Here is a 13343-nt window from a genome sequence, read left to right as displayed (position 1 = left end):
TGCCGGGTTGCCCACTGCGCAGAACCTGCGCTCGGCCTGCCGAGGGGGCAAGAAAATCAAAAGCCAGCGAGGCGGCCTGACAGCCGACCTGACTTTCGAAGCGCACACATTCATCTGTGGGAGCCGAGCTTGCTCGCGATGACGGTCTGACAGTCGACCATTTTCTTCGGATGTACCCGGATCAAACTGTAGGAGCGAGCCTGCTCGCGATAGCGGTCTGATCGGCGGTGAGATTCTTGCCGGTGTACATATCCATACCTGCGGTCACGGCGGCTATTGGTTTCGCCCTTACGGCGAGTCACTTGGAAGAGCGCCAAGTAACCAAACGCTCTTGCCCCTTTCGTCCGGTGCCTCGCCTGGGCTCGGCATACCCTCACTCCGGTCCTGCTCCGTGGGCCCGCCGCGATCGGCCATCCATGGCCGTGCGCGGCTAACCCGGCATCCATGCCGGGTTGCCCACTGCGCAGAACCTGCGCTCGGCCTGCCGAGGGGGCAAGAAAGTCAAAAGCAGATCAAAAGCCAAAGCGAGGCGGCCTGACAGCCGACCTGACTTTGCGGGCGTGCCCCCGCTCAACGTTATCCCTGTCGGAGGTGCCGCCACGTCTTCGACGCCGCGCTGGCGCGCAAAGAACGGGGAGCTCGCCGCATTGAAAGGTATCTAAAACTATTAAAAAATATTTTTACAATAAATTGCTTAATATTTGTTTTATAAGGGCTGCCGAGTGCAGCGAGGCTGCGATCTTTTGTTCTTTTAAAGGCAGAATCAAAAGATCGCAGCCTCTTGCACTCGACAGCTCCTACAGGGATGAGGCTCTGCTCGAATTCGGTGGGGCGATGGGCAGAGTAAAAACTATCAAGCACCTGGAGTTTCTGTCTCAACTGACACCGCTAACCGACTGGGGCTTCCCGGAATATTAAACAATTCACAGATCATCGAGAAAACCCGAAAAAGCCCACTGGCGCACTTCCAATCAATGCCCGGCAATCACCAAACCACTGTCCCTGTCACCCTTCGGAAAACCATGCCCCCGCGCATTGAACGCGATGCAGAAACTGATCACCACCAGCGCCAGCAACACCCAAGGAAAGGCACTCACACCCAGTTGGTCGAGCATCACCCCACCCAATAATCCACCCACCGCAATCGCGCTGTTCCAGACCACCACATTCATGGAAAGCGCCACGTCCGCTCCCTTTCCCGCAGAGTCAGCCAGCGCGGTCTGGAGCAGTGTTCCGGCGCCACCGAAGGTCAGCCCCCAGACGAAAACGCCGAACAGCATCGCGATGGCAGAGTGGGAGAACACGCCGAACAGGACAGAAACGGCGGCAAAAGTCGCCAGGCTGGCCAGCACTGCAGTGCGCAGATGCCGATCCACCAGCCGACTGGTGATCCAGATACTCGCGAGCGCAGCGACACCGAAAACCAGTAGCACCACGTCGACACTCCGGCTCAATCCTGCGGATGAGAGGAAGGGGGCGATGTAGGTGTAGAGAATGTTGTGCGCCAGCATCCAGGTCACGACAACGCCGAGTACTGAGCGCACGCCCGGGGTGTAGAGCACTTGGCGCAGCGGCATGCGTTGTGACGAGGTCTGGCCCTGGTAGTCGGGGACTTTGATCAGCACCCACACGATCAGCCCAAGGGTTAACCCTGACATGAGCGCGAACGCCATTCGCCATCCCATCAGTCCGCCCAGCCACGTGCCTAATGGCACGCCCAACGATAGCGCTATCGGGGTGCCCACCATGGCCACTGCCAATGCGCGGCCCTGCAGGCGAGGGACAACCATGCGCCGTGCATAGCCCGCCAACAGGCTCCAGGCCAGACCGGCAGAGGCGCCGGCGAAGAAGCGGGCAACGAGTGTCAGCAGGTAGTCCGAGGACAGCGCCGTCAGGGTGTTGAACACCAGAAAGCCAAGAATCGTCGACAGCAGCACTGTGCGGCGCCGCCAGCCTTGCGTGGCGATCGTCAACGGAATAGCGGCCAGCAACGATCCCAGTGCGTAGACCGTCACCATTTGCCCGGCCAGTGGCTGTGAAACATTCAACCCCGTGCCGATTTCCGGTAACAGGCCGGCGGGCAAGGTTTCAGTCACGATGCAGATAAATCCGGTCATGGCCAATGCCAGTAATGCGCCTAGCGGGAGTCGCTCGGCTTGCTGCTCATCAATCGCCATTTCATGCTCCAGGTGACTTATATATCGATCGATATAAATCTAGGGAGGTGGGCCCTCGTTGTCAACGACTTATGTATCGATTAGTATCGAACTCATGTGAACGGAGGATCGTATGGCACAGATGGGAAGACCGCGCACCTTCGACCGTGACGCGGCAATCGATCAGGCAATGAATCTGTTTTGGGAGCACGGCTACGATTCCACGTCGCTCAATCAGCTCAAAGCCACCATCGGCGGTGGCATTTCCGCACCGAGCTTTTATGCCGCATTTGGCTCAAAGGAAGCGCTGTTCAAAGAGGTCATGGCGCGGTACCTGAGCACGCATGGCCGCGTCACGGACAGCCTGTTCGATGACACGCTGGCGCCCAGGGATGCCATCGAACTGACCCTGCGTCGCTCCGCCAGAATGCAGACCGATGTCGATCACCCCACAGGCTGTCTGGTCTCATTAGGCTGGATGAGCGCGTGCTCGGAAGAGAGCAAAGCCATCTCGCAGCCACTCGCCCAGACAAGGGCTTTGAATCGGGCGGGGATCGTCAAATGCATCGAACGCGGCGTTGCCGAGGGGCAGTTGCGACCGACTGTCGACGTTGAGGCCCTGGCTACGATGTTCGACAGTTTTCTGTCGGGGCTTTCCACACTCGCCAGAGATGGCGTTTCACATGCCGCACTGGACGCCGCAGTGACGCAGGTGATGACCGTTTGGGATGCATCAGCGAAGTAATCGTTTCGCATGACAGATGTTCATCCTGAGCTCTGGCGCAGGTGCTCTGATCTGTATTTTTCATCGCTATCTGCCTCTGTAATGCACACAGATGCCCGCTCACAATAAGGGCACTTTCCGCGAGCAGGAGGCCCCGATGGGCAAGATGGCGATTTTCCTTGGTGGTTTTCTCGTATTGACCGTGTTGATCGGTGCGCTGGCGACGATTTCTCCTGTCTGATCATTGTCCGTAAAAAACAAAACGCCTCCATTCAAGGAGGCGTTTTGCGTTTTCAGGACTGCAGCCTCACTTCAGATCAAAGCGATCCAGATTCATCACCTTCGTCCACGCCGCCACAAAGTCCTTCACGAACTGCTCCTTCGCATCGCTGCTGGCATACACCTCGGCAATCGCGCGCAACTGCGCATTAGATCCAAACACCAGATCGACACGGGTGCCGGTCCATTTCACCGCGCCCGTCTTGCGGTCTCGTCCCTCGAACTCCTGCGCATCATCGGAGACCGGCTTCCATTCCACACTCATGTCCAGCAAGTTGGTGAAGAAGTCGTTGGTCAGCGCTTCCGGCTGCTGGGTAAACACGCCATGTCTGGTTTGACCGACGTTGGTGTTCAGCACGCGCAGGCCGCCAATGAGTGCGGTCATTTCCGGTGCGGTGAGGGTCAGCAGTTGCGCCTTGTCGATCAGCAATGCTTCGGCTGGAACGCTGTAGCGGGTTTTGAGGAAATTGCGGAAGCCATCGGCGGTGGGCTCGAGGAACGCGAACGACTCGACGTCTGTCTGTTCCTGAGTCGCGTCCATCCTGCCTGGCGTGAACGGTACCGTGATGTTCACGCCTGCGTTTTTGGCGGCCTGTTCGACGCCGGCGCTACCGGCCAGGACGATCAGGTCCGCGAGGGAGACTTTCTTGCCGCCGCTGCTGAAGTCACGCTGAATCCCTTCAAGTTTTGCCAGCACGCTCCCCAATTGTTCCGGCTGGTTGGCCTGCCAGGATTTCTGTGGTTCCAGGCGCAAGCGTCCACCGTTGGCACCGCCGCGTTTGTCGGAGCCGCGAAAGGTCGAGGCGGCCGCCCATGCTGTCGACACAAGCTGCGAAACCGACAGACCGCTGGCTTGCAGTTTGCCCTTGAGCGCGGCGATGTCGCTGTCGTTGATCAGCTCATGGTCGACGTCAGGAATGGGGTCTTGCCACAGCAGTTCTTCGCCGGGCATTTCCGGGCCGAGGTAGCGCGAGAGTGGGCCCATGTCGCGGTGGATGAGTTTGTACCAGGCGCGGGCGAAGGCGTCGGCCAGTTGATCGGGATTGGCCAGGAAGCGCCGGGAGATCGGTTCGTAGATCGGGTCGAAGCGCAGCGCCAGGTCCGAGGTCAGCATGGTTGGGTTGCGGCGTTTGGAAGGGTCGTGGGCATCGGGAATGATGCCGGCGCCGGCGCCGTTTTTCGGGGTCCACTGGTGCGCGCCCGCCGGGCTTTTAGTCAACTCCCAGTCGAAGCCGAACAGGTTTTCCAGGTAGTTGTTGCTCCACTTGGTCGGCGTGGTGGTCCAGGTCACTTCCAGGCCGCTGGTGATGGTGTCCGGGCCTTTGCCGGTGCCGAAGCTGTTTTTCCAGCCAAAGCCTTGCTCTTCAAGACCGGCGGCTTCGGGTTCTGCCCCGACATTGTCCGCAGGGCCGGCGCCGTGCGTCTTGCCGAAGGCATGGCCGCCGGCGATCAGGGCGACGGTTTCCTCGTCATTCATGGCCATGCGGCCAAAGGTTTCGCGGATATCCAGGGCCGATTTGACCGGGTCCGGTTCGCCTTCCGGGCCTTCCGGGTTGACGTAGATCAGGCCCATTTGCACGGCGGCGAGGGGTTTTTCCAGATGGCGGCCAGGTTCGACCCGGCTGTCTTCGTTTTCTCCAGGTTCGGCCACGAGCGGGCCTTCACCGGGTTCCTGCATGGGTTCCTTATGACCCTGATCGTAGCGGGTGTCGCCCGCCAGCCACTTGTTTTCTGAGCCCCAGTAGACGTCCTCGTCCGGCTCCCAGACGTCTGGACGGCCACCGGAAAAACCGAAGGTCTTGAAGTCCATGGATTCCAGCGCGACGTTACCGGTGAGAACGATCAGGTCGGCCCAGGAAATTTTACGGCCGTACTTCTGCTTGATCGGCCAGAGCAGCCGGCGCGCCTTGTCCAGGCTGACGTTGTCCGGCCAGCTGTTGAGCGGGGCGAAACGTTGCTGACCCGAGCCCGCGCCGCCGCGCCCGTCTGCCGTGCGGTAGGTGCCGGCGCTGTGCCAGGCCATGCGAATGAACAGCGGCCCGTAGTGCCCGAAGTCTGCCGGCCACCAGTCTTGTGAGTCGGTCATCAGCGCGCGCAGGTCTTGCTTGAGCGCCTGAAAATCCAGAGTTTTGAATGCTTCGGCGTAATTGAAACCTTCGTCCAGAGGATCAGAGAGGGACGAATGCTGGTGCAGTATTTTCAGATTCAGTTGATTCGGCCACCAATCGCGGTTCGTCGTGCCACCGCCAGCGGCGTGGTTGAACGGGCATTTCGATTCATTTGCCATGTGTGAGCTACCTTTGGGTCGTGATCTTGCGGGCTATCCGCGCCTTGTGGACACGGGCAAGCGACGAGCGAACTCGATGACACAGGCTGCTGGGCCAGCAGTTCAATCAACTGGGTGATGTGACCGCGCGGGAATGAAAAACAGCGGCAATCGGGTCGCCAGCGCGGTGGCCCACGGCAGGCTTAGTCATGTTTCAGACTCATTCCTGTCTCCTTATCAGCACTACTGCGGCCGGCTTATGGCGCCAGCGCAGGACTAAGGTTAGACCCGACTCGGGAAGTCAGCTAATAGGTGCAGTGTTGGGGGGTGATAGGCAAAGTCTTTCAAGCGCCGGTGTTGATATTGCGCCTGCTGCGCAGCCGGACGCAGGCTGCGCCAGCTGCTACAGGTTTTCGTCAGGGCTGATGCTCGACGCAGGGCGCCGGGCATCCTTGGACGTCAGTTCACAACGAAGCCTGCACCGACCGGGTCGTTACGCTCGATGACCCAGCGTGACGTCCCCAGGATACTGGCGGTGCCTTTCACCGTAGGGCGTACCGCGCGCGTGCCGTTGAGGTCCACTTCACCGAGCAGGCAACCTTCGAAAGTGCCACTGCCCAGCAAACCTTCGGACAGGATAGGCTGGTTAAGGCCGAGTTTTCCCCGAGCCTCGAACATCGCCATCATCGCGCTGGTGCCGGTGCCCCCGGGAGATCGATCGAGCTGGCCGGCGCTGAACACGTGGACGTTCTTGTAGAACGCACCGTCGATGGTCGCCGGGTGCCAGAACGTAATGAAATTGAGGTCGTTGATGTGCGCCTCGGTCGGGTGCTGGATCTTCAGCTGTTTCTGGATCTGGTCCCGTGCCAGCAACCCTAGGCGTGAAAGTTCGCTGCCATTCTCGGGGCTGATACGCAGGTCGCAATTGGTCAGGTCGACAATACCGAAATAGTTGCCGCCCCAGACCAGGTCGGCCTTCAGGTCGCCGTAGCCCGGCAGGTGCACGGGAATGTCCTGGGCCGCGACATAAGCCGGCACGTTTTCGAAACGGGTCCAGAGCACGTTCTCGCCTTCGGAAGCCACTTCAGCGACAACCAGTCCCGCCGTGGTCTCGAAGCGGATTTTGGTGATGCCATCAGCGCCGCGCGGCACCAGGCCCAGGGCAACCATCGCCATGCTCACGGCAATCGTGCCGTGGCCACACATGTGCGAATACACACTGCCGTCCATGTAGATCAGGCCCGCGTCGTACTCACTGCTGGAAGGCGGGGTGAGGAAGACCCCGAACATGTCCTTGTGGCCGCGTGGTTCCTGCATCAGCGCTTTGCGCAACCAGTCGTAGTTCTGTTCCAGAAAGGTACGCTTGGCGAGAATGCTGGAACCGGCGGGGTAGGGAATACCGCTGTGCACGATGCACAGTGGTTCACCTTCGGTATGGGTATAGATCACATCGAACGTGTCTTGCATACGCATGACTGAACTCCTGGCTTTCGGGGTGTAGGTATGGGGGGTTATTTGCGTTCTGACAAAAGGTCGAGACCAATGCACAGATCGAGAATGATCACGGCGATGACCACCACGACAATGGTCGCGCCGGAGGCGGCGGCGATCGTTGGGTCGACGGTGTACTGCACGTAGTTGAAAAGCTTCACCGGTATGGTGTTGAGGTCCGGGGTCGTGTTGAAGATCGACAGCTCGACGTTGATCCATGACGAGATGAAGGCAAAGATCGACCCGGTGACAATCCCCGGCCTGATCTGCGGCAGCACCACATGAAAGAAAGTGGCCCACGGTGTTCCGCCCAGATCGCTCGACGCTTCCTCCAGCGCACGCTGCTCCGGTGTCAGCATCGACAGCACCGAGCGCAATACAAACGGCGAGATGATGATCGTGTGGCCGATCAACAGTGCGAGAAAACTGCGGGTCAATCCGAAGTAGCCACCGAACTGCAACAGCGCCGCGCCCAGCACGATGTGCGGAAACACCAGCGGTGAAGTCAGGGCGGCCAAAATCGCGTTCTTGCCCGCAAATTCATAACGCGCTATCGCCAGCGCCGCCGGCACGCTGAGCAATACGGCGACGAAGGTCGCGACCAGCGCCAGGACCGTGCTGGTGGCAAACGAGGCCACGTAGCTGGGGTCACTGAGCATTTTGCCGTACCAGTCCAGGGTCCAGCCTTGAGGCGGGAACGCCAGGAATGACGTGGCGGTGAACGAGACGCCCATGATCACCACCAGGGGCAGCAGCATGTAGCCGAGCACGGCCCAGGCGATCAGGCGAACCAGCATGCGAGTGATCATGAGTTGCTCCCTCTGATGCTGCCGACGCGTCCGGCCAGTCCGACCATGACCAGGGTGAAGATCAGCAGGACGACGCTCAGTGCGCCACCGTAGTTGAAGTCGAAGACCGAGCTGTACTGCTGGAAAATCAGCATCGAGAGCACGGAGATTCTTCCGCCCGACAGAAGCGCCGGCGTCACGTAGGCACTGGCCGCGAGGGTGAACACCATGATCGAGCCGGAGATGATGCCGGGCATGGTCAGCGGCAGGATCACATGGAAGAAGGTCGCGCGGGGGCTGGCACCGAGGTCGTCGGAGGCTTGCTCATAGGCCGGGTCGACCTGGGCCAGTGCGTTGCCGGCTGCCAGTACGATGAACGGCAGCAGGATGTACACCATGCCGATCAGGATGCCGAGCTCGGTGCCCAGAAAGCGCACCGGCGTATCGATCAGGCCGGTATCCAGCAAGCTCTGATTCACCAGGCCTTTGCGTCCCAGCAGGACCATCCAGCCGAACGAGCGCACGATGTTACTGGTGAACATTGGCACTACCAGCAGGATCACACACGCTCGACGCCAGGCACGCCATTTCACGACACGCACCAGGTACCAGGCCAGCGGATAGCCAAGCACCAACGACACCAAAGTGGTCAGCGCGGCGATGCGGAAGGTCACCAGAATCACATCCCAGTGGTACTGATCGCCCAGCACGCGAATGTAGTGATCCAGCGTGAAGGCCTGGTCAGCGCCCTTGGTCAGACTGGCGAAAATTACCACTGCAAACGGTGCGAGAAAGAACGCGGTGAAAAAGGCCAGTGCCGCAAAGAGCATCAGCAGCGGGGCGAGCGTCTTGCGTTTCATGACGACTCCCCGATCAAGTGCAGATGAGCAGGGTTGAAGCCCAGGCGCACGGCGCTGCCGGTGATCATGTCCGCCCGCGGAAAGCCCATGGTGCGTGCCACGATTGGTTGCCCGTCAATCAAGGTGTGGATCAGCGTGTGGCTGCCGACCGTGACGATGTCGCTCACGGTGCCCTGGATTTCGCAGCAGTTGGCGGTCTCTGGGGTCGCGGCATCCAGCACCTGCAGATGCTCGGGACGCAGGACGGCCACCCCTTGCCGGGCGATGTTCCTGGTATCGCGAGGCAGTGGTTTAGCGCGGATGTTCAGGCTTATCTCATCGGCGCCAGTGGCCTGGTAGTCGATCAGGTTGGCCTCGCCAATGAAGTCCGCCACAAAGCGCGAAGCGGGTGCGCTGTAGATGTCGCTGCTGGAACCGGTCTGTTCGATGCGGCCGGCGTTCATCACCACAATCCGGTCGGCGATGGTCATCGCTTCTTCCTGATCGTGGGTCACGAAAATGAACGCGATGCCGAGCTTCGCCTGCAGATGCTTGAGCTCCAGCTGCATGCGCTTGCGCAGCTTCATGTCCAGCGCCGAGAGTGGCTCGTCGAGTAACAGCAACTTGGGTTTGTTGACGATGGCCCGTGCCAGTGCCACGCGTTGTTGCTGGCCGCCCGACATGCCGCGAGGGTAGCGATCGCTGAGCGCTTCCAGACCCACCATTGCCAGTGATTCGCGAGCACGGTCACGGGCTTCGGTACGATTGACTCCCTGGCGTCGCGGACCGTATGCGACGTTTTCCAGCACGGTCATGTGCGGAAACAGGGCGTAGTTCTGAAACACGGTATTCAGCGGACGACGGTAGGGCGGCAGACGACTGACGTCCTGGCCATCGATCGCGATGGTCCCGGAGTCGGGCTGCATGAAGCCGGCGATCGAGCGCAGCAAAGTGGTTTTGCCGCAACCGCTGGGGCCGAGCAGCACGATAAATTCGCCCTGCTCGATGTCCAGGTTGATCGTGTCCAATGCCTGGTAGGAACCAAAGTTTTTGCAGACGCTGTCGATGCTCAATAAAACTGACATTGCAGACCTCTTGAGCTATTTGGCGGTGACTTTGCGGTTCCAGTCATTGGTGACACTCGCGCGCTGCGCGTTGATCTGGGCCCAATCGAACAGGCGCAGATCGCTGATCGATCCACCGGCGCCCCATGGCAACTTGCGAGCAACGTCTGCAGAGACTTCCACGCCTTTCACCGCTGGCCCCAGATAGAGTTTGCCGGCCAGGCACGACGCTGCTTCCTGGGTCAGCGCGGTGTTGATGAATTGCTCGGCGGCCTTGCTGTTCCGTGCGCCTTTGATCAGGTGCAAGCGCGCATCGGTTGCCCATACGCCTTCCTTGGGAATCGAGAAACCGATGGGGGCGCCCTTGTCGATCAAGTCCCAGGCGCCGACGTTGAAATGCGCGCCGATGATGGCCTCACCACTTTGGAAGGCGTTGGTGGCGGCACCCGAACTGTCGAAGAACAGCGCGGTGTCCAGCGCGCCAAGCTTGCTGTACAGCGGCGCCAGATCGGACCGGTCAATACCCCAGACGTCAGCCATGAAGAATACGAACGGCACCCCGGAGGAGTTGGCCGGCGAGGGCAGGGCGATTGCACCGGCGTATTCGGGTTTCCACAGATCCTTCCAGCTGGTTGGCGCCTCTTTTATGTCCTTGGTGTTATAGGTCAGGCCAAGGGAGTAGAAACCGCTGCTGACGGCGAAGGTGTGGCCGGCTTCGGAGTAGACGCCTTTATCGACAACGTTTTTCAGGTTGGGAATGGCAGCGGGATCGAGATCGGCGAGTACACCGGCCGCATACGCGAGTTCGCTGATTCCGCCATCCATCCAGGCCACGTCAATCGTAGGGCTGGACTTTTGCTGCTGGAGTTTCGCCAGGGTCGTGGTTGAGGTACCGACTTCCGCCGCCACGGCGATCCCGGTGGCTTTCGTGAAAGGTTCTGCAACACAATTGAGGAAAGCATCCCCCCAGTTGCCGCCGTACAACGCGACCGTCAGCTTCTGCTGATCGGCCATGGCGCTTTGCGAGGAGATGCAGCCCGCCAGTGATAGCGCGACTGTGATTTTGTTCAGCGTTTTTATTCTCATCTCATGTCCTCTGGGGCGTAGTTGTACTGTTTCCCCTTGTCTGCATCTTGCTCGTAACGTCGATACGAGCGCTTGCACTCGGGGGTCTTAAAGTTGAATAGTTGGGTCATGCCCAAAATGACTCAGAATCATCAGGAATTCCACGCCGCGCCCGGGACCCTTCCCGAGCCAAACGCGCGCCCGCAGTTGTCGGTGGGGCTGGTCCTGCTGGATCAGTTCACGCTGGCGGCATTTTCGGGGTTCGTGGATGTGCTGCGGTTGTCCGCCGATGTCGGCGGCGCCAGTCGGCAGATCCATACCGCGTGGCGGGTGATGAGTGTCGACGGCTTGCCGCGAACTTCCAGCGCCGGCATCACACTGGAAGTTGCCGGTGGCCTGGCTGAGGACCTGGAGCAGTTCGATTACGTGGCCATTTGTGGCGGCAACGACTACCCCAACACGCACTTGCCCGTTCAGTTGCGTGACTGGTTGCAGCGCGCAGCGAACAGCCGTACCCGCTTGTTGGGCATTTGCACGGGCACCTTCGCGCTGGCGCAAGCGGGTGTGGTGGGCAATCGGTCCGTGTGCGTGCACTGGAATGTGCTGGATGCGTTTCGTGCGAGGTTTCCGAAGACGCCTGCAGCCGTCGATCATCTGTTCATCGACGAGGGGGATTTGATTACCTGCGCGGGATCAACGGCGGCGATTGACCTGGGGTTGTACCTGGTCGCCAGGCACTGCGGGCGCGAAAAGGCGCAGCAGGCCGTGCGGCATATGATGCTGCAGGGCATCCGCCAGGGACGGCAGCCACAGGCGCACTTCTATGCAAACCTTGCGGACATCAAGGACGAACGTGTCCGTCAGGCAGCGCACTACATTGAACAACGCATGGACAGCCTGCCGACGCTGGATGCCATTGCACGATATGTAGGCCTGGGCCGGCGCCAGCTAACCCGCGCGTTTCAACAATCCCTGGGCATTTCACCCATGGAGTTCCAGCGTTCGCTGCGCGTGGAATACGGCAGCTGGTTGCTGGTAAACAGTCACAGCAGCATCACGCAAATTGCCATGGATTGCGGATTCGCCAATGGCGCGCACTTCTCGCGGGAGTTTCGAACCCGCTTCGGCGTGTCTCCGCGTCAGTTTCAGCGCCAGGAGCGATCAGCCCTGCATGAGCAGTAGCTGGAGCAGCTGATTGAAGACGTTGTTCGGACATGGGTTTCACTCGTCAATGCAGCAGCTAAGCTTGCGGTGAGATAGCGTTTGCAAATGGGTGTGATTCTTGTGTTTGCGTTAGTGGCGAGATGCCACAATAGCGGTTCTTCACAGCATCTTGATCAGGCGGATCATATGGATGGCCTTGGGCTTCGATACGACCAGGAAAGCTATATAGCGCGGCAGGTACGCGCTGACCGGTTGCACCAGTTGTTCCACCAATCCGTTTCGGCAGTCTTCGGCAGTTACCTGGCGGCGATCATGCTGTGCTGGTTGTGCTGGGACAGCTTTGATCACAGCGTGGTTTATGGGTGGATCGCGATTCTGTCGGTCTCGTCATTGCTACGGCTTGCCATGTTCATCGCCTATTTTCGCAGCCCCGACTTAGAGCGGACCCCGCAACGCTGGGAACGCACGTACTGGATCACGCTGGTGCTGTCTGCCGGTATCTGGGGTGTCGGAGCCCTGGCGGTGATACCGGCCGATAATCTGTTGTCCCAGGCGCTAGTGATGCTGTTCGCGGTCGGGATGTCGGTGAGCGCGGTGTCCTGCTACTCGTCCTATAGCCACATGACGCTGGCGTCGATTGCGCTGGTGTTACTGCCGTGCACTTCCTGGCTGCTGTTTCAATCGTCAACGATTCAGGTCGGCATGGCGCTGGCGGTTCTGGTATTCGCCTCGTTCGTCGCGGGCGCGACGCGCAAGCTGTCCGAGGCACTGGAAACGGCGTTTCGCCTGACCCGTGAGATGGAGCAGGCGCACAACATTTCCACCCGCGCGGCACAGACTGACGAGCTCACCGGACTAAACAATCGCCGGGCCTTTTTCGAGCATGCCCAGCGGCTGTACAACCATTGCAAAAGCCACCGGTTACCGCTGTGTGTGGTGATGCTGGATATGGACCATTTCAAGCATATCAACGACACCTACGGGCATCAGGTCGGGGATCAGGTGTTGCGGCAAATGGGGGTGGTGATCAGCAAGTCTTTTCGGGCGACTGATGTGTATGGGCGCTTGGGAGGCGAGGAGTTTGCCGTGCTGCTTCCGGATACGTCCATTGAGGTTGCTCTGGATATCGCCGAGCAGGTGACCCGTTCGATTGCGGGGTCGATGACCGGGCCTGTTCACTGCATCACGGCCAGCCTGGGTGTGGCGTCGATGGAGGCTGGCGATCATGATTTGCACAGTGTGATGAATAACGCGGATAAGGCGCTGTACCGGGCGAAGGCGCGTGGGCGGAATCAGGTGGCGGTGTCTGAGTGAGGGCTGCAGGCATTTGGTGTGCTCGCGATGGTGGCCTGACAGTTGCCTCTTTCTGGCGGGTGTACCCAGATCAAATTGTAGAAGTGAGCCTGCTCGCGATAGCGTCCTTACAGCCAATCCATATCTCACTGTAGGAGCGAGCCTGCTCGCGATAGCGGTCTGATCGGCGGTGAGATTCTCGATGGTGTACATA

At 59.8% G+C, this 13343-nt stretch carries 11 protein-coding genes; 4 read left to right on the top strand and 7 right to left on the bottom strand.

Annotated elements, in window-relative coordinates:
• Positions 1 to 971: 971 nt before the first annotated feature.
• Complete coding sequence (locus AC3ZVB_RS28960; RefSeq protein WP_490148474.1) at positions 972 to 2177, bottom strand: MFS transporter; 1206 nt, start codon at positions 2175 to 2177, stop codon at positions 972 to 974.
• Positions 2178 to 2289: 112 nt separating this feature from the next.
• On the opposite strand from AC3ZVB_RS28960, the gene AC3ZVB_RS28955 reads away from it, so the two are divergent.
• A complete protein-coding gene (locus AC3ZVB_RS28955) occupies positions 2290 to 2901 on the top strand; it encodes a TetR/AcrR family transcriptional regulator (RefSeq protein ID WP_490148473.1) in 612 nt (203 codons plus the stop codon).
• A 91-nt stretch (positions 2902 to 2992) separates the two neighbouring features.
• The gene (locus AC3ZVB_RS28950) at positions 2993 to 3121 is read left to right on the top strand and encodes a hypothetical protein (protein ID WP_268932937.1); all 129 of its coding nucleotides are present in this window, start codon (positions 2993 to 2995) and stop codon (positions 3119 to 3121) included.
• Between the two features lie 66 nt (positions 3122 to 3187).
• Here AC3ZVB_RS28950 and katG read toward each other — a convergent pair whose 3' ends face one another.
• The 6 genes from katG to AC3ZVB_RS28920 all read right to left on the bottom strand — a co-directional run bounded on the left by katG (position 3188) and on the right by AC3ZVB_RS28920 (position 10693).
• On the bottom strand, positions 3188 to 5446 hold the full coding sequence (katG, locus tag AC3ZVB_RS28945) for a catalase/peroxidase HPI (protein WP_490148472.1): 2259 nt from the start codon (positions 5444 to 5446) through the stop codon (positions 3188 to 3190).
• Between the two features lie 438 nt (positions 5447 to 5884).
• Entirely contained in the window at positions 5885 to 6898 is a 1014-nt protein-coding gene (locus AC3ZVB_RS28940) for a proline racemase family protein (protein WP_194693847.1), read from the bottom strand.
• A gap of 38 nt (positions 6899 to 6936) precedes the next feature.
• Entirely contained in the window at positions 6937 to 7725 is a 789-nt protein-coding gene (locus tag AC3ZVB_RS28935; RefSeq protein WP_162441086.1) for an ABC transporter permease, read from the bottom strand.
• Positions 7722 to 8564, bottom strand: a complete 843-nt coding sequence (locus AC3ZVB_RS28930) for an ABC transporter permease (protein WP_490148471.1) — start codon at positions 8562 to 8564, stop codon at positions 7722 to 7724. The genes AC3ZVB_RS28935 and AC3ZVB_RS28930 overlap by 4 nt, the downstream gene beginning before the upstream one ends.
• Positions 8561 to 9628 carry an ABC transporter ATP-binding protein gene (locus AC3ZVB_RS28925; RefSeq protein WP_490148470.1) on the bottom strand — a complete coding sequence of 356 codons (1068 nt, stop codon included), beginning with the start codon at positions 9626 to 9628 and terminating at the stop codon, positions 8561 to 8563. Before AC3ZVB_RS28925 ends, AC3ZVB_RS28930 begins: the two co-directional genes overlap by 4 nt.
• A 15-nt stretch (positions 9629 to 9643) precedes the next feature.
• Entirely contained in the window at positions 9644 to 10693 is a 1050-nt protein-coding gene (locus tag AC3ZVB_RS28920) for an ABC transporter substrate-binding protein (protein ID WP_490148469.1), read from the bottom strand.
• A gap of 108 nt (positions 10694 to 10801) precedes the next feature.
• Between AC3ZVB_RS28920 and AC3ZVB_RS28915 the strand changes: the two genes are divergently transcribed.
• Together AC3ZVB_RS28915 and AC3ZVB_RS28910 are read left to right on the top strand one after the other, a co-directional pair.
• The gene (locus AC3ZVB_RS28915) at positions 10802 to 11854 is read left to right on the top strand and encodes a GlxA family transcriptional regulator (protein WP_490148468.1); all 1053 of its coding nucleotides are present in this window, start codon (positions 10802 to 10804) and stop codon (positions 11852 to 11854) included.
• Positions 11855 to 12022: 168 nt separating this feature from the next.
• Positions 12023 to 13150 (top strand): GGDEF domain-containing protein, encoded by a 1128-nt coding sequence (locus AC3ZVB_RS28910; RefSeq protein ID WP_490148467.1) that lies wholly within the window; start codon positions 12023 to 12025, stop codon positions 13148 to 13150.
• Positions 13151 to 13343 lie beyond the last annotated feature (193 nt).

It is taken from the genome of Pseudomonas sp. MDV22-iso1 (assembly GCF_058145095.1).
Note: the sequence above shows the minus strand (reverse complement) of the source record. Positions and strands in the feature narration are given on the sequence as shown.

Excerpts from the sequence above, each read along its gene's own strand:
- AC3ZVB_RS28915 (WP_490148468.1), top strand. The coding sequence starts at position 10,802 with ATGCCCAAAATGACTCAGAATCATCAGGAATTCCACGCCGCGCCCGGG.
- AC3ZVB_RS28935 (WP_162441086.1), bottom strand. The coding sequence starts at position 7,725 with ATGATCACTCGCATGCTGGTTCGCCTGATCGCCTGGGCCGTGCTCGGC.
- AC3ZVB_RS28925 (WP_490148470.1), bottom strand. The coding sequence starts at position 9,628 with ATGTCAGTTTTATTGAGCATCGACAGCGTCTGCAAAAACTTTGGTTCC.
- katG (WP_490148472.1), bottom strand. The coding sequence starts at position 5,446 with ATGGCAAATGAATCGAAATGCCCGTTCAACCACGCCGCTGGCGGTGGC.
- AC3ZVB_RS28940 (WP_194693847.1), bottom strand. The coding sequence starts at position 6,898 with ATGCGTATGCAAGACACGTTCGATGTGATCTATACCCATACCGAAGGT.
- AC3ZVB_RS28950 (WP_268932937.1), top strand. The coding sequence starts at position 2,993 with ATGCCCGCTCACAATAAGGGCACTTTCCGCGAGCAGGAGGCCCCGATG.
- AC3ZVB_RS28920 (WP_490148469.1), bottom strand. The coding sequence starts at position 10,693 with ATGAGAATAAAAACGCTGAACAAAATCACAGTCGCGCTATCACTGGCG.
- AC3ZVB_RS28930 (WP_490148471.1), bottom strand. The coding sequence starts at position 8,564 with ATGAAACGCAAGACGCTCGCCCCGCTGCTGATGCTCTTTGCGGCACTG.
- AC3ZVB_RS28955 (WP_490148473.1), top strand. The coding sequence starts at position 2,290 with ATGGCACAGATGGGAAGACCGCGCACCTTCGACCGTGACGCGGCAATC.
- AC3ZVB_RS28910 (WP_490148467.1), top strand. The coding sequence starts at position 12,023 with ATGGATGGCCTTGGGCTTCGATACGACCAGGAAAGCTATATAGCGCGG.
- AC3ZVB_RS28960 (WP_490148474.1), bottom strand. The coding sequence starts at position 2,177 with ATGGCGATTGATGAGCAGCAAGCCGAGCGACTCCCGCTAGGCGCATTA.